The following is a 25757-nucleotide window of genomic DNA, read 5'->3' on the forward strand; positions in this document are numbered from 1 at the left end:
CGACCCTAGCCGTCGGAGCACGGCGTTGGGCCGCCCCCCGTCGACGGTGTATCGCCGGTGGGGGGCGGTGTTCGGGGCCGTCAGGCCTCGTTGTCCGTGAGCGAACGGCGGCGGGTCGCGTAGACCGTGCCCGCACCGGCCGCGACGACCAGGCCGGCCGCACCGAGGAGCGCGCCGATGGGCAGGTCCGAGCCGGTGGAGGCGAGCGAGCCCGAGCCGCCGACGGAGCCGCCTATGGTGCCGGTGCCCACGGAGCCGGTGCCGCCGGTGGTGGTCCCGGTACCACCCGTGGTGCCCGTGCCGGACGTGGTCCCGGTGCCACCCGTAGTGCCGGACGTGCCCGTGCCGCCCGAAGTGCCGGTGCCGTCAGGGAGCTTGGCGTCGTCGGTGAAGGACAGTGCGACCGTCACCGGGTCGATCGCGTCGCCCTCCTTGTAGGGCGAGCCGGTCGTCGGGTTGGCGAACTGCTCGGCGCCGTCCGCGGTGAGGGTCGCCGGGACCTTGTCGAGCACCAGGACGTCGTTCTTGGCCGTGTACGAGGCCTTGGAGAGGTCCAGAGTGGCGAACTCGACGTCGTTGGCGGTGCCTTCGGGGGTGGTGACGTCCAACACCAGGGTGCCCTTGGCGCCCGTGGCCTTGACCTCGATGTCGCTGAACTTCATGTCGATGCCGTGCGCCTTGTAAAGGAACCGCACGCTGCCGCCGAAGGCCGCCTCGACCTTCCGCGCCTTGGCGTCCACGTCGGCCTTGGCGTACGGGAAGGTGTAGCCGTTGGTGGTCTTCTTGGCGCCGCCCGCGGTCTTCACCTCACCGCCGGTGGAGACATAGCGGCGGAAGGACTCCTTCAGGCCCCAGGAGAGGCTGCCGTCCACGATCTTGCCGGTGGGCACCGTGGTGGGCTCGCCGGTCGGGGTCGTAGTCGCCGTCGGCTTCGGCTTCGGCTTCGGCTTCGGCGAGGGGGACGCGGTGGTGGTGGGAGTCGTGGTGGGCGGCGTGGTCGGCTTGGTGGCNCCGCTCGGCGGCGAACGCCGGGAGCGTGAGCGCGGCGGCGCCCAGTGCGGCCGCGGTGACGACGGCGGCGGTGAGGGCTATCGGGCGGCGGGTGGCTGCCATGGTCAGGGGTCTCCTTGGTCAGAGGGGTCAGAGGGGATGGGCGGGGGGAAGCAAGTGAGGGAAGCTGGCTACTGGTTGTCGGGGGACGGCGCCGTACGCCTCTTGCGTACGACGGCGAACGCTACCGCCGCGGCGAGCAGCGCCCCGGCCCCGATGCCGATCGGCACCGCGGGCAGCGAGGAGGATGAGGAAGAGGCGGTGGCGGACGCGGTGGGCGCGGCCGTGCTCGGCTCGGGGGCCGTCGTGCTCGGGGCCGCCGACGAGCCCAGGTCCGGCAGCGCCGGGAGTTCCGCGTCCTTGGTGAGGGCGACGGCGAGCGAGAGCGGGTCCATCGCGGTGCCCGCCTTGTACATCGACCCGAAGGCCTTCGCGCCGTCGGCGGTGAGCTTGGCGGGGGCCTCGGCCACGGCGAGCAGGCCGCCCTTCGGCTTGAGGTCCTCGGCCGTGAAGGTGATCAGCGGGGTCTTCTCGCGCGTGAAGTCCGCGCTGGCGACGTCCGCGTAGAGCGTGCCCTTGCCGTCCTTGACCGTGACGGCGAGTCGACGGAGCTCAAGGTCGAGGTCGTGCGCGCCGGTGAAGCGGACGCTTCCGGTGAAGGACGCGTCGAGGGTCTGCTTCTTGCTGTCGTACGTCCCCGATCCCGCGGGGAAGCGGAAGAGCGCGCCGCCGTCCTGGGCGCCGCCCGACAGCGTCCACCTGCCCTGCGCGATGGAGCCGGTGACGTACTCACGGAAGGTGCGGCGTACGCCCCAGTCGATGGCGGCGTCCTCGATGCGGCCCGCCTCTCCGGCCTTTCGCGATGGCTGAGAGGGCTCCCCCGGGGACTTGTCGTCCGAGGACTTGTCGGACGGCTTCTTCTCCGCGGGGGCCGTCGCCGCCGACTCCGTGACCAGATCCGCCGACAGGCTCACCGGGTCCAGCGCCGTACCGGCCGCGTAGTACCCCGCGAATCCCTTGGCGCCCTGCGAAGTCAGCGTCGCGGGAATGTTGTTGAGGGCGATCGGCCCGGTGCCGCCCTTCATGGTGATGCCGGAGAGGTTGAGCGAGGCAAGCGGCACCTGCGCGGACGAGGTGACCTTGCCGCTCTCCTTGTCCTTGCTGACCATGTCGGCGTAGAGGGTGCCGGAGCCCCCGGAGACGCTGACCGTGGGGCGGCTGACCGTCAGGTCGAGTTCGTGCGAGCCGTCGGGCTTGGCGTGCCCGGTGAAGCGCACGCCCCCGGAGAATCCCGCCCGGAACGCCCCGCTGTCCGGGTCGTACGTCCCCTTGGCCGAGTGGAAGCGGAACTGGGTGCCGCCGACCGTGGCGGCCCCGCCCTGGAGGGTCGAAGTCCCCTGGGCGATGGGGCCGGTGACGTAGCTCTGGAAGGAGGACTTGATGCCCCAGTCGAGCCTGCCGCCGCGCACCGCACGGTCCTGCGCCTGGGCGGTGGCCACCGGAAGCAGGGCCGCCAGGAGGGCCGCGAGACCCACCACGGCACCAGTGCGGGCGGCGGCGCTTGTCCACGACACCATCGGTCCCCTTTCACCTCTCCCCGTCTAGCTAATTAGGCAAGGCTAACCTAAACTATCCCTCGATCTGGGCGGAACCCCTCCGCCCCCGAAAAGCACAGCAACCCCAACCGCACGACAGGACGGTGGAATTAGCGTGGCACCGGCCCATCCGCTCAGCCCGCTCCGCCCGCTCCGTACGGTCGGCGCCCTGCTCGCCCTCCTCTGCCTCACCCTCACGGCGTGCGGCGGCGGCAGCGGCAGCAGCAGCGGCTCGGACAACTCGGCACCGGCCGGTAAGGCCACCGCCGCGCCGGACCGCGTGGAGCCGCTCAAGGCCACGCCGAAGCCCGAGCTCCCGGTCACGGTCGAGTCGGCGGACGGCCAGCGCGTCACCGTCAGGTCCACCGACCGGATCGTGCCGCTCACCGGCGCCCTGAGCGAGATCGTCTTCACCCTGGGCCTCGGCGAGAACGTCGTCGCCCGCGATGTCACCGCCACCTTCGAGCAGGCGAAGCGGCTGCCCGTGGTCACCCGCGCGCACGACGTCTCGGCGGAGAGCGTGCTGTCCCTGAAGCCCACGGTGGTACTCGCCGAGACCACCACCGGGCCCGCGGAGGCGATCGACCAGATACGTGACGCGGGCATCGCGCTGGTCGTCCTCGACCCCGCCCGGAGCCTCGACGACGTCGGCACCCGGATCAGCGCCGTGGCACACACCCTGGGCGTCGACAAGGCGGGCGACGAGCTGGAGCGCCGTACGCGGGACCGCATCACCGCCGTCCAGAAGGACATCCCGGCGCGCGAGGGCCAGGACAAGCCGCGGGTCGCGTTCCTGTATCTGCGCGGCTCGGCCTCCGTCTATCTGCTCGGCGGCCGGGAATCCGGGGCGAGTTCGCTCCTGGAGGCGGCGGGCGCGGTCGACGCGGGCAAGGCGTCCGGGCTGAAGAAGGACTTCACGGCCATCACCAGCGAGGCGCTCGCCAAGGCGGCGCCGGACGCGATCCTGGTGATGAGCAAGGGCCTGGAGTCGGTGGACGGCGTCGAGGGCCTGGTGAAGATCCCGGGCGTCGCGGAGACGCCGGCGGGCATGGACCGGCGCGTCGTGGCGGTCGACGACGGGGTGCTGCTGAGCTACGGGCCGCGCACCGACCAGGCGCTGAAGTCCCTGGTGGACCAGTTGTACGCGGACACCGGCGACGGCTCCGACGGCGACGACTCCGGCAGGGACGCCGAGTGACGCTGTTGTCCAAGCCCGTTCGGGGCTCGGCCGCCGAGCCGTCCGCCCCCAGGACCCGACGCCGCGGTACGACCTACCTCCTCACCGCCGGACTCGTCGGCGCGCTCACCCTCCTCTGCCTGCTCTCAGCCGGGACCGGCGCGTTCCCGATCCCACTCGGCGATGTACTCGGCTCCGTACAGCACCGCGTCGGCCTCGGCGGCAGCGCGCTCGACCGCGTCGCCGAGAGCGTGCTGTGGAACGTACGGCTGCCGCGCGTGACCCTCGCGCTGCTGATCGGGGCATCGCTCGGCTGCTCCGGCGCGCTGATGCAGGGCGTGTTCGGCAATCCGCTCGCCGAGCCCGGGGTGATCGGCATCTCGGCGGGCGCGGCGGTCGGCGCGGTGGCGGCGATCGCGTTCGGGCTGGGCTTCCTCGGCAACTGGACGGTGACGTTCTGCGCGTTCGTCGCCGGACTCGCGACCGTCCTGCTCGTCTACACGCTGTCCCGCTCGGGCGGCCGTACCGAGGTCGTCACCCTGATCCTCACCGGGATCGCCGTGAACGCCTTCGCGGGCGCCCTGATCGGCCTGTTCATCTTCTTCGCCGACAACGCGCAAATCACCCAGATCACCTTCTGGCAGCTCGGCTCGCTCTCCCAGGCGACCTGGCCGAAGGTGCTCGCCGTCCTGCCGTGCGCGCTCGCCGGACTGGCCGTCGCGCCGCTGTACGCGCGGAAGTTGGATCTGCTGGCGCTCGGTGAGCGGCCAGCCCGGCACCTGGGTGTCGACGTCGAGCGGCTGCGGATCGTCCTGGTCCTGGTCGTCGCACTGCTCACGGCCGCCGCGGTGGCCGTCGCCGGGATCGTCGCCTTCGTCGGGCTACTCGTCCCGCATCTGCTGCGGATGGCGGCGGGCCCCGGGCACCGCTTCCTGGTGCCGGGCAGCGCGCTCGGCGGGGCCGTCGTCCTGGTCGCGGCGGATCTGGCGGCCCGCACCGTCGCCCAGCCGGCCGAGCTGCCGCTCGGGGTGCTGACCGCGCTCTTCGGCAGCCCGTTCTTCTTCTGGCTGCTGCGCAGGACCCGCCGCAGGCAGGGGGGTTGGGCATGATCAGGTCACTGTTCGCACTGCGCGAGCGGGAACTTCCCGAGCCCGTCGCACCAGGTACGGCCGTGGCGGAAGCCGACGCACTACGCGTACGGCTCGGTGCGCGCGAGGTGCTGGCCGGGGTCTCGCTCACCGCGCGCGCCGGTGAGGTGCTGGCCCTGGTGGGTCCCAACGGTGCGGGCAAGTCGACCCTGTTGGCCGCCATCGCCGCCGACCTTCCGGCCGCGGACGGCGTGGTACGTATCTGCGGGCGCCCGGCCGCCGCGTGGACGCCGCCCGAACTGGCGCTGCGGCGGGCCGTGTTGCCGCAGTCCGCCGCACTCTCCTTCCCGTTCGCGGTCGAGGAGGTGGTACGGATGGGCCGGGCGCCCTGGGCCGGAACGCCGCGCGAGGACGAGGACGACCCGGTGGTCGCCGAGGCGATGGCCAGGGCGGAGGTCACCGAGTTCGCCGCCCGGCCGTTCTCCGCGCTGTCCGGAGGTGAACGGGCCCGGGTCGCGCTGGCCAGAGTGCTGGCCCAGCGGGCGCCCCTGCTGCTGCTCGACGAGCCGACCGCCGCGCTCGATCTGCGCCACCAGGAGCTGGTGTTGCGGATCTGCCGGGAGCGGGCGGCCGCGGGGGACGCGGTCGTGGTCGTCCTGCACGACCTGGGCCTCGCGGCGGCGTACGCGGACCGGGTCGCCGTACTGCACGAGGGCCGGGTGGCCGCCGACGGCGCCCCCGCCGACGTCCTGGAGGCCGAGCTGCTCAGCCGCGTATACCGGCAGCCGCTTGAGGTGCTGCCGCATCCTCGGACGGGGGCTTTGCTGGTCATCCCGCTGCGCGACGGTAAGGTGCCTGCGTGCATCGGTGGGGGCTAGCCCGACAGGGCCTTGAGAGCAGAAGGCGAACCATGAGCAGGGTGAGTCGGCTGGCCACGGCGGCGGCGACAGTGGCGGCGCTGGCCGTGACGGCGAGTGGCTGTGTGACGGTGCACGGGGAGCGGGAGATCGTTCCGACGGCGACCGAGGAAGAGGCCGCCCAGGCCCTGAAGGACTTCACGGCCGCCTACAACAAGGCGGACAAGGCCTACGACCCGGCGCTGTCGGCGGGCCGCGTGTCCGGGCCGCTCGGGGCGATCAACCAGGCCGGCCTGAAGGCCAAGCAGCAGAACAACCCGGACGGCAATCCGCGGCACTCGCCGCTGAAGCTGACCGACGCGAAGTTCACGATACCCAAGCAGGCCGGCTGGCCACGGTGGTTCGTCGCCGACACCCAGAGCAACCGCGGCGCGCAGACCCGCTGGTTCCTGGTCTTCACCCGTGGCGGGCCTGACCAGCTGTGGCAGGCCTCGTATCTGACGATCCTGGCCACCGAGCGGGTACCCGAGTTCAAGCTCGACAGCGACGGGTGGGCCGAACCGATACCGGCGAACTCCACTGAACTGGCGGCGGCCCCCAAGGACCTGAGCGCGAGCTACGCCACGTATCTGAAGGACGGCAGCGGCGCCTTCGCCCCCGGCAAGAACACCAGCGAGTGGCGTGCGGCACGCAAGAAGAACGCCAGCCGTCCCGGCCTGTCCACGCAGTGGGTCGACCAGCCGCTGACCGAGGACACGTTCGCCCCGCGCGGGCTGCGTACCAAGGACGGGGGCGCGATGGTGTTCTTCTCCACCCGCCACTACGAGAAGCGGACCGCGGCCGAAGGCGTGCGGCTCACCGTCCCGCCCGATCTGGCCGCCCTGATGACCGGCGAGGTGAAGCGCTCGGTCACCACGGAGTACACCTCCAACCAGGCGGTGAAGGTTCCGGCGAAGACCGTGGACGGCGCGGGCATCGTGTTCCTGAACCGCATCCAGGGCACCACCGGCGCCAAGGGCGCGTAGGGGGCGGTGGCCCTGAGAGCCTGATTCGGAAACAGGCTCTCAGCCCCGCAGCGGCCAGGCCGCCACCGGCTCCGAGTCGCCCGCGAACCGGGCGCAGGCGTCGGTCAGTGTCTCCAGGAGGGTCAGCGGCTCCGGCAGTGGATGCTCGGGGCCACGCACCCACGCCACCCGCTGCTCGCCGGGCAGCTGGGCCGGTGGCACCAGGACGTAGGAGCCCCGGCAGTGCCAGCGCAGGCCGGGATGCTCGTCCATCGTCTCGGGGTGGCAGTCCAGCTCGCAGGGCCACCACTCGTCCTCGTCCGCGGGCGTGCCCCGGGTGAGGGTGAAGAAGAGCATCCGTCCCTGGTCGTCGGGGGCCGACAGCTCCGCTACGGGCCCGACCTCGACGCCCGCTTCGAGCAGCCGCTCCAACGCACTGCGACCGGCCTCCACAGGTACGTCGAGTACGTCGTGGACCATGCCGGTCGCGGTGATGAAGTTGGCCTGGGGTTGATGCCTGGCCCAGCGCTCGATCTGGGCGCGGTCCGTCGTGGACTGGGTCTGCCAGGCGAAGGAGACGGGATGCCGCGCGGGCGTGGGACAGCCGACCCGGTCACACGAGCAGCGATACCCCGCGGGGTGGGCGGCGGGCGCGAGCGGCAGCCCCGCTCCGGCGGCGGCCAGCAGCTCTGTCTCCCGGGCCGATGCCGCGGCGTCCGCGCTCTGCGGGCGGCGGTTGCGCAGCCACTGGGAAATCCTGCCCTGTCCACCAGCCGGTCGACCGAACTCCGCGCCCATTTAACCCCTCATCTCGCCCTCGTTCTGTCCATGGTGCCACCATCCTGGTCCCCAGGTGGCCGTAGTCCACATCCGGGGTACCTGGGGTGATGCCAGCCACTGGGTGTCTTTGCCTGGCATAACCCCATTTGCACCCCTACGTTGGTCGCCATGGTCACCACCACCGTGCCCGTCATGCTCATGGCACTGGCTCTCACGGGGCACACGGGACCGGGCGGCGCCCCGACTCCGCTGGAATGGCGCGGCGGCCCCCTGACGGTCGACTCGCTCTCCCGCGTCACTTACACGGCACACCGCGGTGGGGCGCTGGAGGTGCCGGAGAACAGCATGTCCGGACTGATGGCCACCTACCTGCGCGGCACCGCGCAGGTGCTCGACGTGGACTTCCGGATGCTGCGCGACGGCACCCTGGTGGCGATGCACGACAAGACCCTGGACCGTACGACCAACATGACGGGGCGGGTGCGCGCCCTGACCCGTAAGGACTGGGAGCGGGTCAGGCTGCGTCCGGACCCGGCCCTGCCGGGCAGCTGGCGCGCCGAGCGCCCGCCGACGGTGGACGAGGTGCTCGACCGGCTCGGCGGCCGGGTGCTGCTGATGCTGGAGGCCAAGGACCCCGCCAGCCTCCCAGTCCTGGCCGGGAAGCTGCGGGCGCGTGGGCTCACCCGGTCGGTGTTCGTGAACTCCAACAAGCCTTCGGTCGCGCGGCAGGCGCACGAGCTGGGCCTGCTCGCCCAGCTCTGGCGCTCCGCCAAGCAGCTGCGGAGCGACGAGCCCAGCCGGTGGCGGGACTTCGTGGACGTACTCGACGTGAACCACGAGGCCGACGACAAGGATCTGGTACGCGCCGTGAAGTCCGGCATCAAGCGGGTGTGGGCGCACACCGTGAACACGCCCAAGGAGCGCGACCGGGTGCTGCGGCTCGGCTGCGACGGCGTCCTCACCGACGCGCCGGGGCTGCTCACCGGCACTCCGGCGAGGAGCGGGCAGCGCCAGATCAGCTCGGGGTGAGGCCGTAGGGCTCAGCGCTGTGCCCGTACGGCTCAGCGCGGGGTGAGCCCGTACAGCGCGTACTCGACGAGACGGTCGGCGTAGGCGTGCGAGAGCGGTCCTGTGCCCTGGAGCCAGCGCTGCGCGAGCGGGGAGACGAAGAGCTCGAGCCCGATGCGCGGATCGACGTCGGCGCGTACGTCTCCGGCGTCCTGGGCGGCGCGCAGCCGCTGTACGTAGAGCTGGAGCGAGGGTTCCAGAAGCTGCTCCACGAACCGGACGCTCAGCTCGCGGTTGATAATGCCCTCGGCGGCGAGCGCGCGCGACGGGGCGTCGAACTTGGGGTCGAGGAGCTCGTCGACGGTGGCCCGCAGGACGTACTTCAGGTCGGCTTCGAGATCGCCGGTGTCCGGGATGCCGTACGCGTGCCCCGGCTCCTTCCCGGCCGCTTCGGCGGCGGCGTCGGCGGCCTGCTCGCCGAGGTCGAGGAAGGCTTCGAGCAGCACCTCGGCCTTCGACGACCACCAGCGGTAGATCGTCTGCTTGCCGACGCCCGCGCGGGCGGCGATCGCTTCGATGGTCGTCTTGGGGTAGCCCACCTCGCCGACGAGGGCGAGGGCGGCGTCGTAGATCGCTCGGCGGGAGCGTTCGCTGCGGCGGTTCTGGTCGGGGGCGGTCTTGGTGGCCATGGGTCGAATGTAGCAGCGGGCGGAGGCGATACGTATCGTCTCGAAAGCCGGGGCGGGCGGTGTACGCGAACGGCGGGAAAACAACCCGTTCGCCACATCCCACATTGGCGCCGTAGGTCGCACCATGGGCAGCACAGGACCCAGCCGATCGTGAGGAGCCCTTCTTTGCCTCGTCACGCCACACCCCGGCGCTATCTGATGTGCCCACCGGCACACTTCAAGGTCACCTACTCCATCAACCCCTGGATGGACCCCGGCAAACCGGTCGACGTCCCCCTCGCCGTCGCGCAGTGGGAGGAGCTCAGGGACCGCTACCGCTCGCTCGGCCACACCGTCGACGAGCTGCTCCCCCGGCCCGAGCTGCCCGACATGGTCTTCGCCGCGAACGGCGCGACCGTGCTCGACGGCCGGGTGCTCGGGGCTCGCTTCGCCTACCGCGAGCGGGCGCCCGAGGCCGAGGAGCATCTGGACTGGTTCCAGGCGCGGGGCTTCACCGATATCCACGTACCGGCGCACATCAACGAGGGCGAGGGCGACTTCGCGGTCACCGCGTCCTGGATTCTGGCCGGGCGTGGCTTTCGGGCGAGCCCGCTCTCGCATGGCGAGGCGCAGGAGTTCTTCGGGCGCCCGGTGGTGGGGCTCGACCTGGTCGACCCGCGCTTCTACCACCTGGACACGGCGCTGGCCGTGCTCGATGACGCGGGTGACGAGGTCATGTACTACCCGGGTGCGTTCTCGCCCGGGAGCCAGGCGGTGTTGCGGCGGCTGTTCCCGGAGGCCCTGATCGCCTCGCGTGCGGATGCCGAGGCGCTCGGTCTGAACGCCGTGTCCGACGGCCGCCATGTGCTGCTGCCGCAGGCGGCGCTGGGGCTTTTCGAGCCTCTGCGGGCTCGGGGCTACGTGCCGGTCGGCATGGACCTCGGGGAGCTCCTGAAGGGTGGCGGCAGCGTGAAGTGCTGCACGCTGGAGTTGCGGGGGGCGACGGGCATTTCTCCCCCACCCCGCCCCTTCCCGACATAGACATTTGCGGCTTCGCCGCGTGGGGGGCTCCGCCCCAGACCCCTTGATCGCCCTTCGGGCTCGTCCTCAATCGCCGGACGGGCTCGAAGGAGGCGGCCACCCGTCCCCCCAAGCCGCATCCCGTGCCGCCCGGTACAGCGACCCGTGGCGCTTGGTCACGGTGTCGCGGGCCAGCCCGGGGTCGCGCGTGCACAGGTCCAGGAGGACCTGGCCCTTGCGGATCTGGGGGCGGCGGACCACCCGCGCCTCCACCGGTTCCGCGTCGAAGCGCGTCGCGGCGACGTAGCTGAACTTCTCGTCCTCGTACGGCAGCGACCCGCCCTTCACCTGCCGATGCAGTGAGGACCGGCTCACCCGCGCCGAGAAGTGGCACCAGTCCTGCCCCGGCACGATCGGGCACGCCGCGCCGTGCGGGCAGGGCGCGGCGATCCGCAGCCCGGCCGCGATGAGCTGGTCCCGTGCCGCGAGGACGCGGGCATAGCCCTCGGGCGTGCCGGGCTCGACGATCACCACGGCCTGCCCGGCCCGGGCCGCCTCGGCGACCACCACACCGCGATCCGCCTCGGTCAGCTCCCCGAGTACATACGACACCGTCACAAGATCAGCGCTCGGAAGCGAGAGCGCCGCTCCGATCCGAGAGCGCTGCCACTGCGCATCGCGCAGCAGCGGGTTCGCCGACGCCAGCTCACGGCCCAGCGCGAGCGCGGGCTCCGCCCAGTCGAGCACCGTCACCGGCCGTACGGACGACGACCAGGTCGCGCTCACCGCCCAGGTGGCCGCGCCCGTACCGCCGCCCACATCGACATGGCTGTCCGGCGACCATCCCGCGGGGGCCGCGTCCGCGAGCGCGTCGAGCGCGGCGCACACCGCCTCGAACGTCGCCGGCATCCGGTACGCGGCATACGCCGCGACGTCCGAACGGTCGCGCAGCACCGGCGCGTCGGTCGGGGTACGCCCCCGGTAGTTGGCGATCAGCCGCTCAACGGCCTGCGCTGCCTGCTTCGGCGGCAGCCCGTCGAGCAGTCCGGCGAGGGCCGCACGGAGGGTCTCCGCGGAGACGGCGGGGGTAAGGGGGGCGTTCACCCGCAAATTCTAGGGCCTGTCGGCGCAGCGCACTGGACCCGTCGGCGCAGCGCACAGCGCACAGCACCCGATGCGGAAAGTGACGTCTGAGAACTGCTGTGCTGTCAGAGGACGTTGCTACTGTGGCGATCGCCGGTGGGCACGGACAGCCACCGGTGACCACCGACTGTCATGCTCCTGGGGGGACCAGTGGGACAGAGGATCGTGCGCGTGGCGCTCGTCGCGGGTGTGGTCGTCCTGGCGCTGCTGCTCGGCCTCGCCGCCTTCGCGGGCGGCAAAGACGACGACAGCGCCAACGACACCTCCGGTGCCAAGCCGAAGAAGCAGGCCGCGTCGGCCAGCCAAGGCCCGGTCACCCGGCTCGAGGTCCCGGCCGCGTACGACGCACGGCGCGGCTGGGAGATATCCGGCGTCTCGCCGGAGTACGCCCTGGCGCCAGGCGCGAGCCGGATCGGGTACATCGAGCGGGTCGACCAGCGGCGTTTCCGCCTCAAGGCGGTGGACGCCAGGACTGGCGAGCCGCGCTGGAAGAGCGCTCCGTGGCAGCCGCTCGGCGACGACCCGGAGCGGTTGCCCAAGCTGTTCGCGCTCAGCAAGGACCGTCGGCAGTACTTCGCGACCTGGTCGTACGGCAAGGTCAAGAGCGGCGACCCGCTGAGCGAGACCAGCAAGGTCCTCTCACTCGACGTGTACGACGCGGCCGACGGGTCCCTGCAGCGCGTCGAGCTGCCCTGGGACTCCGCGCCCAGCGTGACCGGCGCGGGTCCCGGCATCCTGATCGGCAAGGGCACCACCCACGCGGCCGTCGTCGACCCCCGTACCGGCGAGACCGTCCGCTTCGAGCGCGCCGATCTGAAGGACCCGAGGGGCTGTAAGAACTGCCGCAAGCTCACCGAGATACGCGGCCTGACCAGCAAGGGGCCGCTGGTCCGCGGGGCGGGTGAGTTCTGGGTGCCCGGCGCCTGGCACGGCCGCAAGGTCGCGCCCAAGGGCACCGCACCCGGGTCCGGGACGCCGACCTCGGTGACGACGGACCACGTACTCGCCAAGTGGAGCAAGAAGCGCGGCAGCAAGGGCGCGGCGGACCTCGACGTCTGGGCGGTGCACGACGCCGTGAACGGCAAGGCGCTGATCACGGTCGAGTGCCACAAGCCCGCACTCAAGCCCGGCCGCTACCCGGAGCTGACGCCCTCCCCCACCGGCCGCTATCTGGTCGCCGGGAACCTCGCCTTCGACCTGTGGGAGAAGACCGGGCACTGCTTCGAGGAGAACGACGGCGCCAAGCCGCTGACCCTGGCCACGGTCACCGACGAGGGCGTGGCCTACGGAGCGACGGGGGCGCGGAGCGCGGCCGATGCGCTCGCCGGTGGCGGGACACCGGTCGAGGTGCGGCTGGACACCGCCGAGCCCCGGGCGCTCGCGCCGAACGTGAGGCTGCCGGGGCACGACCAGGGCGGCATGGGGATCTTCCGCTGGACGGACAGCAAGGACGGGGTGCACCTCATCGGGTACGAGCGGCGCGGCTGAGCCGGTCATCGCATGCGAGCGGCGCGGCTGAGACGAGTGGCGGCCGCCGCGCGCGGTGCGCTGTCGGCGGGCTTACGGCGCGGGTGCACGGTGTTGGCTAGCAGCACCAGGAACGTGTCGGTGGCCCGGTCGACGACCAGCGAGGTCCCGGTGAACCCGGAGTGCCCGGCCGCGCCGCGACCCGCCAACTCGCCCATCAGCCACGGTTGGTCGACCTGGAAGCCGAGGCCGGGGGCGCGGAGCATCAGGTCGACCTGGTCGGCGCCGAGTATCCGCGCCGTGCCGTAGGTGCCGCCGTTCAGCAGCGTCCGGCAGAACACCGCCAGATCGCGGGCGGTCGAGAACAGCCCGGCGTGCCCGGCGACACCGCCCAGCGCGTAGGCGTTCTCGTCGTGCACGGTGCCGCGGACCATCCCGCGGTCGAGCTTGGCCCAGGGCCTGCGCTGGTCCTCGGTGGCGGCGGCGAACGCGCAGGGGCCGAAGCCGGTGTGCCGCATGCCCAGCGGGCGGGTGATGCCTTCCCGTACGAGACGGTCCAGGCGCTGCCCGGTGACCCGCTCCAGGACCGCCTGCGTCAGCAGCATGTTCAGGTCCGAGTAGAGGTAGTCGTCGCCGGGTTTTGGCGATCGGCTCCTCGGCGCGCAGCGCCGCGAGGCGGGCCTCGTCGTCCGGGCAGTCGTACAGCGGGAGTTCGGGCCGCAGCCCGGAGGTGTGGGTGAGCAGCTGGCGCAGGGTGAGGCCGTGCTCGGCCGCGGCCGTGAAGTCGGGGACGTACGTCCCGACACATGTGTCGAGATCCAGGCTGCCGCGCTCCAGCTGCTGGACGGCCGCGACGGTGGTGAACAGCTTGGTCAGCGAGGCGAGGTCGAAGGGCGTGCCGGTGGACATCGGCACGCGGCGGTGTTCGGGCAGCTCCTCGTCGCGGGAGCGGTGGCGCACCGCCCAGCCGACCGCCTGCTCGACGGCGATCACCGGGCCGCGCCCGGCGATGACCACGGCGCCCGCGCACCAGGTGTCCGGCAGCCGCTCCACCTCCGCCACGAGCAGCCGCAGGTCCTCCGGGTCGAGTCCGGCCCTGCTCGGGGTTCCGCTGCGCAGTCGTGCCGCTCTCAGCGCCCTGCTCCCTCCGCCTTCGCGTTCGCGTTCGCGTTCGTCGTCGCGTCCGGCTACGCGTCCGTCTTCGTGTCGGTCGTCCGGTTCGTCTTCGCCGTACCGCTCCAGGGTCGGCACAGTCCCATGAAACAGCCGACGGCCACCAGCGCGCTCGCCAGCTGTACGACGGCCATCGGCACGGCCGTGTCCTCGCCCGCGATGCCGACGAGCGGCGAGGCGACCGCGCCGACCAGGAAGGAGGCGGTGCCGATCAGCGCGGAGGCGGAGCCCGCGGCGTGCGGGGTGCGCATCAGGGCCAGGGCGTTGGTGTTGGGCAGCGTCACGCCCATCGCGGACATCAGGAAGAACAGTCCGGTCGCCATCGGGACCAGGCCCACCTCGCCGAACACACCGGTGGCCATCAGCAGCAGCGCGGTCGCGGCGAGGGTGATCACGGCGAGCCCGGCGGCGAGCACCTTGTCCAGGCTGACCCGGCCGACCAGGACCTTGCCGTTGATCTGACCGGCCACGATCAGCCCGACCGAGTTGAGCCCGAAGAGCAGCGAGAAGGTCTGCGGCGACGCTCCGTAGATCTCCTGGATCACGAACGGCGAGGCGGATATGTAGGAGAAGAGCGCGGCGAAGGCGAAGCCTCCGGCGAGTGTGTAGCCGGTGAAGACGCGGTCGGCGAGCAGTCCGCGCATGGTGTGCAGCGCCTTGCCGACGCCGCCGTCCTGGCGGTTCTCCGGGGCGAGGGTCTCCGGGAGGCTGCGCCAGACCAGGGCGGTCAGCACGATGCCGATCGCGGTGAGAACCAGGAAGATGCCGCGCCAGTCGGTGACGCGCAGGACCTGGCCGCCGATCAGCGGCGCGATGATCGGCGCGACGCCGGATATCAGCATCAGCGTGGAGAAGAATCTGGCCATCTCCATGCCGTCGTAGAGGTCGCGGACCACGGCGCGGGCGATGACGATTCCGGCCGAGCCCGCCAGGCCCTGGAGCAGCCGGAAGCCGATGAGCAGTTCGGCGGTGGGGGCGAAGGCGCAGATCGCGGTGGCGAGTATGTAGACGAGCAGACCGACCAGGAGCGGGCGGCGGCGGCCCCACTTGTCGCTCATCGGGCCGACGACGAGCTGGCCGAGCGCCATTCCGGCGAGGCAGGCGGTGAGCGTGAGTTGGACGGTCGCGGCGGATGCGCTCAGCGATCGGGTGACCTCCGGCAGGGCCGGGAGGTACATGTCCATGGAGAGCGGCGGTACGGCGGTCAGCCCGCCCAGGACCAGCGTGACGAGGAAGCCCGTGTGGGCGGTACGGCGACGGGCGGCGGCGACCGCCGGGTCGGCCGTCGCCGCTCTGTCCCCTGGCGTGCTCTCCCCTGGGGCTGTGGCTCCCTGTGCTGCGTCGCCCGGTGCCGTGTCCCCCGGTGCCGTGTCCCCTGGGGCTGTGTCCCCCGGTGTTGTGTCCCCTGGTGCCGTGGGCACAGCGGTGCCCTCGCTGCCGCGCTTCGGCATGCGCCCCTCCCCTTGATTCCCGTCCGTCCCTATGCTCTCAGCTTGACCGCGATGGCTGAGACCATTTGTTCGAGTCGCGGGGGCAGGGCCGATGGAGGGGACGGGTATGGACCGGGTGCGGTGGGGTGTGCTGGGGACCGGTGGGATCGCCCAGCGGTTCACGTCGGAGCTGCTGGCCATGGAGGAGGACGCGCAGGTCGTGGCGGTCGGCTCGCGTACCGACCGGGCGGCGCGGGCGTTCGCCGAACGGTTCGGAATCGAGCGGGCGTACGGGGACTGGGCCTCGCTCGCCGCGGACGACTCGGTGGATGTGGTGTACGTCGCAACGCCGCACTCGGCGCACCGGGCGGCGGCCGGAATGTGTCTGGAAGCCGGGCGCGCGGTCCTGTGCGAGAAGGCGTTCACGCTGAACGCGCGGGAGGCGCGTGAGCTGGTGACGCTGGCGGCTAAGCACGACCGCTTCCTGATGGAGGCCATGTGGATGTACTGCCATCCGCTGATGCGGCAGCTGACCGCGCTGATACGGGATGGCGCGATCGGGGACGTCCGGACGATCCAGGCGGACTTCGGGCTCGCGGGTCCTTTCCCCGCCGAGCACCGGCTGCGGGACCCGGCACAGGGCGGGGGTGCGCTGCTCGATCTGGGGGTCTACCCGGTGTCGTTCGCACAGTTGCTGCTCGGGGAGCCGTCCGCCGTCACGGCGAGTGCGGTGCTCTCAGAGGAGAGCGTTGATCTGCAGACCGGAATGCTGCTCTCTTGGGCGAGCGGTGCTCACGCCGTGTTGCACTGCTCTATAGAAGGGGGCACTCCGGTTTCCGCCTCGGTCACCGGCACCCACGGCCGTATCGACCTCCCGGACGGCTTCTTCTTCCCGGACCGCCTCGTCCTGCACCGCCCGGGCCGCGAGCCCGAGGTGATCACCGGCGAAGGACCCCGCGACTCGCTCCAGCACGAGGCCGCCGAAGTGATGCGCTGCCTGCGCGCCGGGGAGAGGCAGTCACCGCTGGTCCCACTGGACGGCACCCTCGCGGTGATGCGCACCCTGGACGCGGTGCGGGAGCGGATCGGGGTGCGCTACCCGAGCGACCGGGAGGCGAGGGTCCCGTAGGCGGGGGTCCCGTAGGCGAGTGTCCCGTAGGCGGGTGACCAGTACGCACGTGACCAGTACGCAGACGATCGCGCTGCCTGCGAGGCACCGTGGGTACTCTGCCGCCCATGAGCGATCTGCGGACGAAGACGGCGGTAGTGACGGGAGCGGGCTCCGGCATCGGCCGGGCGGTCGCGGTGGAGCTGGCACGCGGCGGCTGGTCGCTGGCCCTCGCCGGGCGCCGCGTCGAGGCCCTGGAGGAGACGGCGGCCCTGGCGAAGGACGCCGCCGACGTGTGCTGCGTACGCACCGACGTGGCGAGCCAGGAGGACGTGGCCGCCCTCTTCGCCACCGCGCGGGAGCGGTTCGGGCACCTTGACCTGCTCTTCAACAACGCGGGCACGTTCGGCCCCGGTGGCGTACCGCTGGAGGACCTCGACTACGACGCCTGGCGCCATGTCGTCGACACCAACCTCAACGGTGCCTTCCTCTGCGCCCAGGCCGCCTTCCGGCAGATGAAGGAACAGGACCCGCAGGGCGGCCGGATCATCAACAACGGTTCGATCTCCGCCCATGTGCCGCGCCCGCACTCGGTCGCGTACACCGCCACCAAGCACGCCATGACAGGCCTGACGAAGTCCCTGTCCCTGGACGGCCGTCCGTACCGGATCGCGGCGAGCCAGATCGACATCGGCAACGCGGCGACCGACATGACCGAGCGGATGCGACAGGGCATCCCGCAGGCGAACGGCCAGCTGGCCGTGGAGCCGGTGATGGACGTGGCCGACGTGGCGCGCACCGTACGGCATATGGCGGAGCTGCCGCTGGAGGCGAACGTGCAGTTCGCGACGGTGATGGCGACCAACATGCCGTATATCGGACGCGGTTGACCCAGGCGGGGCCGCCCCGGGGAATGCGCAGGTCGGCACCGTGGTTAGGTGCGGACATGCCACAGAACAACACCACCGAAGTCCTGCGCTACACCGCCTTCTCCAGCGACCCGTCCGGCGGCAATCCCGCCGGAGTCGTGCTGGACGCCTCCGGGCTCGACGACGCGGGAATGCTCGCCATCGCGGCCGGACTCGGCTACAGCGAGACGGCGTTCCTGACGGCGCCGCCCGAGGGCCTGGGCGGCGACGAGCCGGGCCGCGCTTACACGCTGCGGTTCTTCAGCCCGAAGGCGGAGGTGTCCTTCTGCGGGCACGCCACGGTCGCCACGTCGGTGGCGCTGGCCGAGCACAGGGGCGGCCCCGGCGACTACGTCTTCGCGACCCCGGCCGGTACGGTCCCGGTGACCGTCGCCGAGGCCGACGGCGAGCTGCGGGCCACGCTCAGCAGCGTAGAGCCGCAGGTCAAGCCGGTCGGTGACGCTGATCTGGCCGAGGCGCTCGCGGCCCTTGACTGGCCCGCCACCAACCTGGACCCGGCGCTGCCGCCGCGGATCGCGTTCGCGGGCAACGACCACCTGGTCATCGCGGCCGCGACCCGGGAGCGGCTGGCGGACCTGTCGTACGACTTCGACCGCCTCGAAGCCCTGATGCAGCGCCTGGGTCTGACCACACTGCAACTGGTGTACCGGGCCTCGGAGTCCGTGTTCCACGTCCGTGACCCCTTCCCGGTGGGCGGGGTGGTCGAGGACCCGGCGACCGGGGCCGCCGCGGCCGCGTTCGGGGCGTACGCGCGTGAGCTCGGCATCGCGAAGGACGAGGCGGTGCTCACGCTGCACCAGGGCGAGGACATGGGGCGCCCTGGGGTGCTGACGGTGACGCTGCGGGCGGGCGACCCGCGCGTCCATGTCGCGGGAACGGCCGTGCCGATCAGCGCCTGACCCCGGCCACCCGAATCCTGCCACCGGCCTCCTGCCACCCGAATACTGCCCCCGTCTCCTGCCACCCGATCCCTTCGGGTGGCAGGAGCATGCGGGACTCAGGCGCCGATCTTCCCGCCGTCCGTCCTGCGGATCACCACGGTGGCCGAGCGCGGACGGCCTTCGGGGTCGAAGTCCGGCCAGTTGCTGACCGCCCGCGGGTTCTCGGGGGTTGGGCTGCCCCAGGCGGCGGTGGACTCGCCCGGGTGCTGGATGTTGACGAACATCGTCCGCTGGTCGGGCGTGGTGACAACGCCGGTGATCTCGCAGCCGCGCGGCCCGACCAGGAAGCGGCGGATCTCGCCGGTCCTCGGGTCGGCGGCCAGCATGGCGTTGTTGCCGATCCGGTCGTACCCCTTCTCCGGCAGGTTCTGCGCGGAGTTGGAGATGTCGGTCTGGATCCACAGCCGGGCGTCGGCATCGAACCAGAGGCCGTCGGGCGAACCGAACATGGTCTCCTCGGTCAGGTCGACCGAGTCGTCGTAGGCCGGGTCGCCGGCGAGCTGGAAGATGTCCCAGCGGAACCCGGTGGCGGTGTTGTCGCCGCGGTCCTCACGCCAGCGGATGATGTGCCCGTACGGGTTGGGGGTGCGCGGATTGGCCGCGCCGCCTTCGCCGGTGCCGTTGGTGAGGGTGCAGTAGACGTCCTTGTTCCTCGGGTTGACGGCGAGCCACTCCGGGCGGTCCATCGGTGTGGCACCGACGGCGTCCGCGGCCTCGCGCGTACGAAGCAGCACATCGGCCTGGTCCTGCCAGCCGTTCCCGGCGGTCAGCGGGCCCTCGCCGAAGACCAGGGGCAGCCAGTGGCCGCTGCCGTCGTCGTCGAAGCGGGCGACGTACAGCGTGCCGTCGTCGAGCGGGCTGTGCCCGCGCCGGTAGTGGCGCCACGGTTTCCTGCCGACGAACTTGTAGATGTAGTCGCCAGCCTGGTCGTCGCCCATGTAGCCGACGACCCGGCCGCGGCTCTCGGTGGTGACACAGCCCTCGTGTTTGATCCGGCCGAGCGCGGTGCGCTTGACGGAGGTGTGCCCGGGGTTCATCGGGTCGATCTCGACGACCCAGCCGAAACGGTTCGCCTCCTTGCCGTTGACGGCGATGTCCCAGCGCGGGCTCGCGAGGTGCCAGCGGTAGCCGAAGCCGACGTTGTTCAGGCCGTAGCGGGCCTGGGCCTCGGTGGGCTTCCAGGTGGCGTCCTCGGTGCCGAAGTAGGAGTTCCAGTTCTCCTCGCAGGCGAGGTAGGTGCCCCAGGGGGTGACGCCCATCGAGCAGTTGTTGAGCGTGCCCATGGGCGGGTTGTCGGCCTGGAGTTCGGGGTGGTCGGCCGGGACAGGACCGGAGAAGGTGACCGGGGTCGCGCCATGGACCTTGCGGGCACGGCGGGACCCGACCCGCTCCCAGGAGCCGTCCGCCTTCTTGGCGATCTCGACGATGCTGACGCCGTGGGCGGCGAGCGCCTTGTCGACCTTCTCCGCGGTCATGTCGTCGGGGCCGTCGGTGAAGAGCAGGGACTGGTCCACGTACTCGTGGTTGAGCACGAGCATGCCGCGCCCGCAGCCCCTCCTGCCGTGCCCGAGCGGGAAGAAGTGCATGCCGTCGTGGTTCATGCCCAGCTGCTGGGCCTGCTCGGCGGCGGTGTCGGAGGCGTCCTTGTGCCACTGCGGGCCGTCCGGCTGGATCGGGGTGCCCCACGGGATGAGTACCTGTGCCTCGTATCCCTCCGGGACGGTCAGCTTGTCGGCGCTGTGCGTGCCGACCGGCTTGAAGCCGAGCAGCGATCTGCCACCGCGGCCGCCCCTGCCGGTCGGGGCCGCGGCCGCCGCCCTGCCGGGCTCCGCCGCCGCGGTGCCCTGCGCGGCGCCGAGTGCCAGGAACCCGACGGCGGCCGCGGTGCCGCCGCGCAGGGCGGTGCGGCGCGACATCCGTGTCGCGACCACGTCCTGGAAGGACCGGTTGGCGGAGGGGTTCGAGCTCACGTCGTCGGGGTCGGCCACGGGGGACACTGAAGGGTCAGCAGTCATGTTCCGTCCTCGGTGTCGAGAATGCGCCGACTGCCGGTCACCCTGAGGCGCCTGACAGTCGCTCAGAAGTTACAGTCCGGCGATACTAGGACCGCGTATCTACGCGCGAACACCCCTCGAACCGAACACGTGTCACCGACCGGCGGCGTAGGGTCGAGGAACATCAACGTCACGGGGAAGAGGGGGTTCCGCGAGATGGGCGGGACGGTCAAGGCGGTCAGCAGCAACGGCACGTACTCCTTCAGCAAGCCGAACCGCGACAGCGTCACGCTGCTCGAAGGGCTCGGCGTGGAGGGCGACGTACACGCCGGAGCGACGGTCAAGCACCGCTCACGCATGGCGAAGGACCCCACCCAGCCGAACCTGCGCCAGGTCCACCTCATCCACGAGGAGCTCTTCGCCGAGGTCGGCGCCGGGGGCTTCGCGGTGGCGCCGGGCCAGCTGGGCGAGAACATCACCACCAGCGGCGTCGACCTGCTCGCGCTGCCCGTCGGCGCCCTGCTGCGCATCGGTGAATCGGCTGTCGTCGAGGTGACCGGGCTGCGCAATCCCTGCCTGCAGATCGACGGCTTCCAGGCCGGGCTGCTGAAGCAGGTCGTGGGCCGGGACACGGCGGGGAACGTCGTCCGTAAGACCGGAGTCATGGGTGTCGTACGGGCGGGCGGCACGGTCCGTCCCGACGACACCATCGAGGTCGAGCTGCCGCGGGGACCGCACCGCCCGCTGGAGCAGGTCTGACCCGCGTCCGACCCCCGTCCGACCCCATCCCCGCCCCCAATGGTCAGCGGACGATCGTGAGCCGCCCGCTGTAGACGGTCATCGGATCGCTGGACGTCAGCGCCACCGCGTAGCCGTCGCCGGGCGGTACGTCGGGGACGGTGACCCATGCCGTCNCCCCGTCCGACCCCATCCCCGCCCCCAATGGTCAGCGGACGATCGTGAGCCGCCCGCTGTAGACGGTCATCGGATCGCTGGACGTCAGCGCCACCGCGTAGCCGTCGCCGGGCGGTACGTCGGGGACGGTGACCCATGCCGTCAGGTCCTCGGGATCCACGCCGACGGCCAGGTCCGCGATCCCCTCAATCCGCGCGCCGTCCCCGCGCACCAGGACGATGTCGCAGGGGTGGCCGGTGACCCCGGTCAGCCGCCAGGTGACGCCCACGTCCTGGCCGACCCGCCAGGTGTCACCGGTGGCGGGGCTGAGGATCTGGACGGCGTCGGCGGCCGTACGGGGGCCGGTGCCGGGCGCCGGGGGCGCGTCCGGGTGGCTCGGCCCCGTACCCGTGGGGCCGGTGCCGGTGCCGGGCGCCCGGGGTGCGTCCGGGTGCCTCGGCCCCGTACCCGTGGCCTTGACGGCGGACCTGAGGCGGTCGATCAGGCTCATGGCTCGGCTTCTTCCTCGGCTTCCCCGGGCGGGGCCCGGAGGGGAGCACCCCGCTCCGTCCACGGTAGGCGCGGGTCCCCGCCGCCCGCACGGCGAGCGCACACCCCGCTGCGGTCGAGAAGCGATTCCGGCAGCCGCCCCATCTGGCGGTAGCCTTGCCTGCGTGCCCCGCCTGTCTGAAGTCATCGCCGCGCTAGATGCCCTGTGGCCCCCCGAGCGGGCCGAGGAATGGGACGCCGTCGGAACGGTCTGCGGAGATCCGGACGCCCGCGTCTCCCGTGTGCTGTTCGCCGTCGACCCGGTCCAGGACATCGTCGACGAAGCGGTACGGCTCGGTGCGGATCTGCTGGTCACCCACCACCCGCTCTATCTGCGCGGGACGACGACCGTCGCGGCCTCGCACTTCAAGGGCCGTGTCGTACACGACCTGATCAAGAACGACATCGCGCTGCACGTCGCACACACCAACGCCGACACCGCCGACCCCGGAGTCTCCGACGCCCTCGCGGGCGCGCTCGACCTGCGGGTCGTCGGCCCGCTGGTGCCCGACGCCTCGGACCCCAAGGGCCGCCGCGGCCTCGGCCGGATCTGCGAGCTCGACCACCCGCTGTCCCTGCGGGAGCTGGCCGAGTACGCGGCCAAGCGGCTGCCCGCCACCGCGCAGGGCATCCGCGCCGCGGGCGACCCGGACGCCCTGATCCGTACGGTCGCGGTCAGCGGCGGCTCCGGCGACAGCCTCTTCGCCGACGTACGGGCGGCGGGCGTGGACGCGTTCCTGACCGCCGACCTGCGCCACCACCCGGTCTCCGAGGCGACCCAGCAGTCCCCGCTGGCGCTGCTCGACGCGGCCCACTGGGCCACCGAGTGGCCCTGGTGCGAGCAGGCCGCCGCGCAGCTCGACGAGATCTCCGACCGTCACGGCTGGGGCCTCAGGGTCCATGTGTCGACGACGGCCACCGACCCCTGGACCGCCCACGCGGCGTCAGCCGCCGCTGTTCACACGTCAGCACCCGCTTCACCCCTTTCCACCCCTTCTTCAACCTCTTCTTCTTCAACCTCTTCATCTGGAGCCCCCAACTGAACGCCGAGCCCGCCGACCAGATCCGACTCCTCGACGTCCAGGCACTCGACGTCCGTCTGTCGCAGCTCGCGCACAAGCGCGAGTCGCTGCCCGAGCACGCCGAGATCGAGTCGCTGAACAAGGACCTCACCCAGCTGCGCGACCTGCTGGTCGCCGCACAGACCGAGGAGAGCGACTGCGCCCGCGAGCAGACCAAGGCCGAGCAGGACGTGGACCAGGTGCGCCAGCGCGCGGGCCGCGACCAGCAGCGCCTGGACTCCGGTGCGATCACCTCGCCGAAGGACCTGGAGAGCCTGCAGCACGAGATCGCCTCGCTCGCCAAGCGCCAGGGCGACCTGGAGGACGTGGTGCTCGAGGTGATGGAGCGCCGCGAGTCCGCGCAGGAGCGGGTCACCGAGCTGACCGAGCGGGTCTCGTCCGTCCAGTCGAAGATCGACGACGCCACGGGGCGCCGTGGCGCCGCGTACGAGGAGCTCGACGGTGAGGCCGCCGCGGTCGCCAAGGAGCGCGAGGTCGTGGCGGGTTCGGTCCCGGCCGACCTGCTCAAGCTGTACGAGAAGCTCCGCGAGCAGCAGGGCGGCATCGGCGCGGCCCGGCTCTACCAGCGGCGCTGCGAGGGCTGCCGCCTGGAGCTGAACATCACCGAGGTGAACGAGGTCAAGGCCGCGGCCCGGGACGCGGTGCTGCGCTGTGAGAACTGCCGCCGCATCCTGGTCCGTACCTCGGAGTCCGGCCTGTAATGCGGAAGTTCATCGTCGAGGCGGACGGCGGGTCCCGGGGCAACCCGGGGCCCGCGGGCTATGGCGCGGTGGTCATCGACCCGGTGACGGGTGAGGCGCTGGCCGAGGCGGCCGAGTACATCGGGGTCGCGACGAACAACGTCGCCGAGTACAAGGGCCTGGTGGCCGGTCTGAAGGCCGCGCGGGCCCTCGACCCCGAGGCCGAGATCCATGTCCGGATGGACTCCAAGCTGGTCGTCGAGCAGATGTCGGGCCGCTGGAAGATCAAGCACCCGGACATGAAGCCGCTGGCGGCGGAGGCGGCGCGGGTCTTCCCGGCCGCGCAGGTCACCTACCAGTGGATTCCGCGCGAGAAGAACAAGCACGCGGACCGGCTGGCCAACGAGGCGATGGACGCGGGCAAGAAGGGCAAGCAGTGGTCGCCGTCGGCGAGCACGGCGGACCTGGACGCGCGTGCCGCGCGCGCGGCGTCGGCGCCCGCTTCTGCGCCTGCGCCTGGTGATGCGGCCGCGGGTGCGGCCAAGGCGCGGGCGGCGCTGGCGGGGCGGCAGGGTGCGGCGGGCGGTGGCGCGAGCGCCGCCGGCGCCGAGACCGCCGGAGCGGCGGTTGGTGTCGGCCTGGCGGGGAACGGCGCGGCCCCTACCCCTACCCCGGTCGCTGACGAGCGTACGAGTGCGGAGGCGCGTGATGCCGCCGCGGTGCGGGGCGTTGCCGGGGCTGGTCGCGAGGCCGACGCGGGGCCGGGCGTCCAGGGCGAGGCGCGACCGGGCACCCAGGGCGAGGCGGCGGCGCCGCCCGTCGGGTGGGCGGCACCGGCCGACCTCGGCGCGCCAGCCACCTTCGTCCTGCTGCGGCACGGCGAGACCGCGCTCACCCCTCAGAAGCGGTTCTCCGGCAGCGGCGGCAGCGACCCCGAGCTGTCCGCGGTGGGCCGGGCGCAGGCCGACCGGGTCGCCGCCGCGCTCGCGGCGCGCGGCACCATCGAGGCGATCGTCAGCTCACCGCTGGCCCGCTGTCGGCAGACCGCGGACGCCGTGGCCGCCCGGCTCGGCCTCGACGTACAGGTCGAACAGGGCCTGCGCGAGACGGACTTCGGCGCTTGGGAGGGCCTGACGTTCGCCGAGGCCCAGCAGCGCCACCCGGACGACCTGGCGGCCTGGCTGGCGTCCCCGAAGGCGGCACCGACCGGCGGCGGCGAGTCGTTCGCCCAGGTCACCCGGCGCGTCACCGCCGCCAGGGAGAAGCTCGTCGCCCGGTACGCGGGGCGCACGGTGCTCGTCGTCACCCATGTCACACCGATCAAGACGCTGGTCAGGCTGGCCCTGGGGGCGCCCCCGGAGGCCCTGTTCCGGATGGAGCTGGCTGCGGCGTCCCTGTCGGCCGTCGCGTACTACGCGGACGGCAACACCTCGGTGCGGCTGCTGAACGACACGTCGTATCTGCGCTAGGCGTCAGCCCTGTCGCAGCGCGGCGGCTTCCTGGGCCAGGGTCTCGACCCTGGCCCAGTCCTTTGCCGCGAGGGCGTCGGCGGGCAGCATCCAGCTCCCGCCGACACACCCCACGTTCGGCAACGCCAGATACTCGGGCGCCGTACGGGGGCCGATCCCGCCCGTAGGACAGAACCTGGCCCGCGGGAGCGGTCCGGCCAGCGCCTTGAGGTAGGCCGTGCCGCCCGCCGCCCGCGCGGGGAAGAACTTCATCTCGGTGACCCCGCGTTCCAGCAGCGCGACGACCTCCGACGCCGTACCGACCCCCGGCAGAAACGGCACCCCCGCCCCGCGCATCGCCGCGAGCAGCCGCTCCGTCCAGCCCGGACTGACCAGAAAGCACGCTCCGGCCGCGACCGCGTCCGCGACCCCCTGCCCGGATATCACCGTCCCGGCACCGACCACCGCGTCCGGCACCCCGTCCGCGATGGCCCGGATCGCGTCGAGGGCCGCGGCGGTGCGTAGGGTCACCTCGATCGCGGGCAGCCCCCCGGCGACGAGGGCGCGGGCCAGCGGTACGGCGTCGGCGGCGTCGTCGATGACCACGACGGGCAGTACGGGAGCGAGGTCCAGCACGGAGAAGGCAGCGGAGGCGGGCATGCCCGCATCCTG

General features: G+C 72.1%; 23 protein-coding genes and 1 pseudogene. 14 read left to right on the top strand and 10 right to left on the bottom strand.

The window, feature by feature from the left end; translation table 11 throughout:
- Window positions 1–80: 80 nt before the first annotated feature.
- Both U9R90_RS26445 and U9R90_RS26450 read right to left on the bottom strand, forming a co-directional pair.
- Window positions 81–890 carry an HtaA domain-containing protein gene (locus U9R90_RS26445; RefSeq protein ID WP_411059177.1) on the bottom strand — a complete coding sequence of 270 codons (810 nt, stop codon included), beginning with the start codon at window positions 888–890 and terminating at the stop codon, window positions 81–83.
- Between the two features lie 291 nt (window positions 891–1181).
- A complete protein-coding gene (locus U9R90_RS26450; RefSeq protein ID WP_411059178.1) occupies window positions 1182–2627 on the bottom strand; it encodes an HtaA domain-containing protein in 1446 nt (481 codons plus the stop codon).
- A gap of 133 nt (window positions 2628–2760) precedes the next feature.
- Here U9R90_RS26450 and U9R90_RS26455 point away from each other — a divergent pair, with 133 nt between their 5' ends.
- Genes U9R90_RS26455 through U9R90_RS26470 form a run of 4 tightly spaced genes read left to right on the top strand, consistent with a single transcriptional unit; the run spans window position 2761 to window position 6792 of the window.
- Window positions 2761–3843 carry a hemin ABC transporter substrate-binding protein gene (locus tag U9R90_RS26455; protein WP_411059179.1) on the top strand — a complete coding sequence of 361 codons (1083 nt, stop codon included), beginning with the start codon at window positions 2761–2763 and terminating at the stop codon, window positions 3841–3843.
- A 2-nt stretch (window positions 3844–3845) separates the two neighbouring features.
- Window positions 3846–4931 (top strand): FecCD family ABC transporter permease, encoded by a 1086-nt coding sequence (locus U9R90_RS26460; protein WP_411059811.1) that lies wholly within the window; start codon window positions 3846–3848, stop codon window positions 4929–4931.
- On the top strand, window positions 4928–5788 hold the full coding sequence (locus U9R90_RS26465; RefSeq protein WP_411059180.1) for a heme ABC transporter ATP-binding protein: 861 nt from the start codon (window positions 4928–4930) through the stop codon (window positions 5786–5788). The genes U9R90_RS26460 and U9R90_RS26465 overlap by 4 nt, the downstream gene beginning before the upstream one ends.
- A 32-nt stretch (window positions 5789–5820) precedes the next feature.
- Window positions 5821–6792, top strand: a complete 972-nt coding sequence (locus U9R90_RS26470) for a hypothetical protein (protein ID WP_411059181.1) — start codon at window positions 5821–5823, stop codon at window positions 6790–6792.
- A gap of 39 nt (window positions 6793–6831) precedes the next feature.
- On the opposite strand, the gene U9R90_RS26475 is transcribed toward U9R90_RS26470, so the two are convergent.
- Window positions 6832–7569 carry a bifunctional DNA primase/polymerase gene (locus U9R90_RS26475; protein ID WP_411059182.1) on the bottom strand — a complete coding sequence of 246 codons (738 nt, stop codon included), beginning with the start codon at window positions 7567–7569 and terminating at the stop codon, window positions 6832–6834.
- 150 nt (window positions 7570–7719) lie between these two features.
- Here U9R90_RS26475 and U9R90_RS26480 point away from each other — a divergent pair, with 150 nt between their 5' ends.
- A complete protein-coding gene (locus tag U9R90_RS26480) occupies window positions 7720–8580 on the top strand; it encodes a glycerophosphodiester phosphodiesterase (protein ID WP_411059183.1) in 861 nt (286 codons plus the stop codon).
- Window positions 8581–8612: 32 nt separating this feature from the next.
- Here U9R90_RS26480 and U9R90_RS26485 read toward each other — a convergent pair whose 3' ends face one another.
- Window positions 8613–9248, bottom strand: a complete 636-nt coding sequence (locus U9R90_RS26485; protein ID WP_411059184.1) for a TetR/AcrR family transcriptional regulator — start codon at window positions 9246–9248, stop codon at window positions 8613–8615.
- 165 nt (window positions 9249–9413) lie between these two features.
- On the opposite strand from U9R90_RS26485, the gene ddaH reads away from it, so the two are divergent.
- Window positions 9414–10268, top strand: coding sequence for a dimethylargininase (gene ddaH, locus U9R90_RS26490; protein WP_411059185.1), 855 nt, complete (start codon window positions 9414–9416; stop codon window positions 10266–10268).
- A gap of 66 nt (window positions 10269–10334) precedes the next feature.
- On the opposite strand, the gene U9R90_RS26495 is transcribed toward ddaH, so the two are convergent.
- On the bottom strand, window positions 10335–11351 hold the full coding sequence (locus U9R90_RS26495) for a small ribosomal subunit Rsm22 family protein (RefSeq protein WP_411059186.1): 1017 nt from the start codon (window positions 11349–11351) through the stop codon (window positions 10335–10337).
- 210 nt (window positions 11352–11561) lie between these two features.
- Here U9R90_RS26495 and U9R90_RS26500 point away from each other — a divergent pair, with 210 nt between their 5' ends.
- Window positions 11562–12878, top strand: a complete 1317-nt coding sequence (locus U9R90_RS26500) for a hypothetical protein (protein WP_411059187.1) — start codon at window positions 11562–11564, stop codon at window positions 12876–12878.
- A 5-nt stretch (window positions 12879–12883) separates the two neighbouring features.
- Here the strand turns inward: U9R90_RS26500 and U9R90_RS26505 are convergent.
- Both U9R90_RS26505 and U9R90_RS26510 read right to left on the bottom strand, forming a co-directional pair.
- Window positions 12884–13976: pseudogene (locus U9R90_RS26505) on the bottom strand (serine hydrolase domain-containing protein).
- A gap of 68 nt (window positions 13977–14044) precedes the next feature.
- Window positions 14045–15481 (bottom strand): Bcr/CflA family multidrug efflux MFS transporter, encoded by a 1437-nt coding sequence (locus U9R90_RS26510; protein ID WP_411059188.1) that lies wholly within the window; start codon window positions 15479–15481, stop codon window positions 14045–14047.
- Between the two features lie 106 nt (window positions 15482–15587).
- On the opposite strand from U9R90_RS26510, the gene U9R90_RS26515 reads away from it, so the two are divergent.
- The 3 genes from U9R90_RS26515 to U9R90_RS26525 all read left to right on the top strand — a co-directional run bounded on the left by U9R90_RS26515 (window position 15588) and on the right by U9R90_RS26525 (window position 18396).
- On the top strand, window positions 15588–16589 hold the full coding sequence (locus U9R90_RS26515) for a Gfo/Idh/MocA family protein (protein ID WP_411059189.1): 1002 nt from the start codon (window positions 15588–15590) through the stop codon (window positions 16587–16589).
- Window positions 16590–16696: 107 nt separating this feature from the next.
- A complete protein-coding gene (locus U9R90_RS26520) occupies window positions 16697–17458 on the top strand; it encodes an SDR family oxidoreductase (RefSeq protein ID WP_411059190.1) in 762 nt (253 codons plus the stop codon).
- A gap of 56 nt (window positions 17459–17514) precedes the next feature.
- Complete coding sequence (locus U9R90_RS26525) at window positions 17515–18396, top strand: PhzF family phenazine biosynthesis protein (protein WP_411059191.1); 882 nt, start codon at window positions 17515–17517, stop codon at window positions 18394–18396.
- 98 nt (window positions 18397–18494) lie between these two features.
- Here U9R90_RS26525 and U9R90_RS26530 read toward each other — a convergent pair whose 3' ends face one another.
- Window positions 18495–20453 carry a PhoX family protein gene (locus tag U9R90_RS26530; RefSeq protein WP_411059192.1) on the bottom strand — a complete coding sequence of 653 codons (1959 nt, stop codon included), beginning with the start codon at window positions 20451–20453 and terminating at the stop codon, window positions 18495–18497.
- 195 nt (window positions 20454–20648) lie between these two features.
- On the opposite strand from U9R90_RS26530, the gene U9R90_RS26535 reads away from it, so the two are divergent.
- The gene (locus U9R90_RS26535) at window positions 20649–21191 is read left to right on the top strand and encodes an MOSC domain-containing protein (RefSeq protein ID WP_411059193.1); all 543 of its coding nucleotides are present in this window, start codon (window positions 20649–20651) and stop codon (window positions 21189–21191) included.
- A 187-nt stretch (window positions 21192–21378) separates the two neighbouring features.
- Here U9R90_RS26535 and U9R90_RS26540 read toward each other — a convergent pair whose 3' ends face one another.
- Entirely contained in the window at window positions 21379–21837 is a 459-nt protein-coding gene (locus tag U9R90_RS26540; protein WP_411059194.1) for a GPI anchored serine-threonine rich family protein, read from the bottom strand.
- Between the two features lie 163 nt (window positions 21838–22000).
- On the opposite strand from U9R90_RS26540, the gene U9R90_RS26545 reads away from it, so the two are divergent.
- Genes U9R90_RS26545 through U9R90_RS26555 form a run of 3 tightly spaced genes read left to right on the top strand, consistent with a single transcriptional unit; the run spans window position 22001 to window position 25106 of the window.
- A complete protein-coding gene (locus tag U9R90_RS26545) occupies window positions 22001–22918 on the top strand; it encodes a Nif3-like dinuclear metal center hexameric protein (protein ID WP_411059195.1) in 918 nt (305 codons plus the stop codon).
- Window positions 22915–23658 (top strand): zinc ribbon domain-containing protein, encoded by a 744-nt coding sequence (locus tag U9R90_RS26550; protein WP_411059812.1) that lies wholly within the window; start codon window positions 22915–22917, stop codon window positions 23656–23658. Before U9R90_RS26545 ends, U9R90_RS26550 begins: the two co-directional genes overlap by 4 nt.
- Entirely contained in the window at window positions 23658–25106 is a 1449-nt protein-coding gene (locus tag U9R90_RS26555) for a bifunctional RNase H/acid phosphatase (RefSeq protein WP_411059196.1), read from the top strand. The genes U9R90_RS26550 and U9R90_RS26555 overlap by 1 nt, the downstream gene beginning before the upstream one ends.
- 3 nt (window positions 25107–25109) lie before the next feature.
- Here the strand turns inward: U9R90_RS26555 and eda are convergent, their stop codons facing one another.
- The gene (gene eda / locus U9R90_RS26560; protein WP_411059197.1) at window positions 25110–25745 is read right to left on the bottom strand and encodes a bifunctional 4-hydroxy-2-oxoglutarate aldolase/2-dehydro-3-deoxy-phosphogluconate aldolase; all 636 of its coding nucleotides are present in this window, start codon (window positions 25743–25745) and stop codon (window positions 25110–25112) included.
- Window positions 25746–25757: the final 12 nt, after the last annotated feature.

Source organism: Streptomyces sp. E11-3, assembly GCF_046540415.1.
Taxonomy (GTDB): Bacteria; Actinomycetota; Actinomycetes; order Streptomycetales; family Streptomycetaceae; genus Streptomyces.

Excerpts from the sequence above, each read along its gene's own strand:
- U9R90_RS26530 (WP_411059192.1), bottom strand. The coding sequence starts at position 20,453 with ATGACTGCTGACCCTTCAGTGTCCCCCGTGGCCGACCCCGACGACGTG.
- U9R90_RS26515 (WP_411059189.1), top strand. The coding sequence starts at position 15,588 with ATGGACCGGGTGCGGTGGGGTGTGCTGGGGACCGGTGGGATCGCCCAG.
- U9R90_RS26450 (WP_411059178.1), bottom strand. The coding sequence starts at position 2,627 with ATGGTGTCGTGGACAAGCGCCGCCGCCCGCACTGGTGCCGTGGTGGGT.
- eda (WP_411059197.1), bottom strand. The coding sequence starts at position 25,745 with ATGCCCGCCTCCGCTGCCTTCTCCGTGCTGGACCTCGCTCCCGTACTG.
- U9R90_RS26525 (WP_411059191.1), top strand. The coding sequence starts at position 17,515 with ATGCCACAGAACAACACCACCGAAGTCCTGCGCTACACCGCCTTCTCC.
- U9R90_RS26535 (WP_411059193.1), top strand. The coding sequence starts at position 20,649 with ATGGGCGGGACGGTCAAGGCGGTCAGCAGCAACGGCACGTACTCCTTC.
- U9R90_RS26510 (WP_411059188.1), bottom strand. The coding sequence starts at position 15,481 with ATGCCGAAGCGCGGCAGCGAGGGCACCGCTGTGCCCACGGCACCAGGG.
- U9R90_RS26480 (WP_411059183.1), top strand. The coding sequence starts at position 7,720 with ATGGTCACCACCACCGTGCCCGTCATGCTCATGGCACTGGCTCTCACG.
- U9R90_RS26520 (WP_411059190.1), top strand. The coding sequence starts at position 16,697 with ATGAGCGATCTGCGGACGAAGACGGCGGTAGTGACGGGAGCGGGCTCC.
- U9R90_RS26485 (WP_411059184.1), bottom strand. The coding sequence starts at position 9,248 with ATGGCCACCAAGACCGCCCCCGACCAGAACCGCCGCAGCGAACGCTCC.
- U9R90_RS26540 (WP_411059194.1), bottom strand. The coding sequence starts at position 21,837 with ATGAGCCTGATCGACCGCCTCAGGTCCGCCGTCAAGGCCACGGGTACG.
- U9R90_RS26475 (WP_411059182.1), bottom strand. The coding sequence starts at position 7,569 with ATGGGCGCGGAGTTCGGTCGACCGGCTGGTGGACAGGGCAGGATTTCC.
- U9R90_RS26555 (WP_411059196.1), top strand. The coding sequence starts at position 23,658 with ATGCGGAAGTTCATCGTCGAGGCGGACGGCGGGTCCCGGGGCAACCCG.
- U9R90_RS26465 (WP_411059180.1), top strand. The coding sequence starts at position 4,928 with ATGATCAGGTCACTGTTCGCACTGCGCGAGCGGGAACTTCCCGAGCCC.
- U9R90_RS26470 (WP_411059181.1), top strand. The coding sequence starts at position 5,821 with ATGAGCAGGGTGAGTCGGCTGGCCACGGCGGCGGCGACAGTGGCGGCG.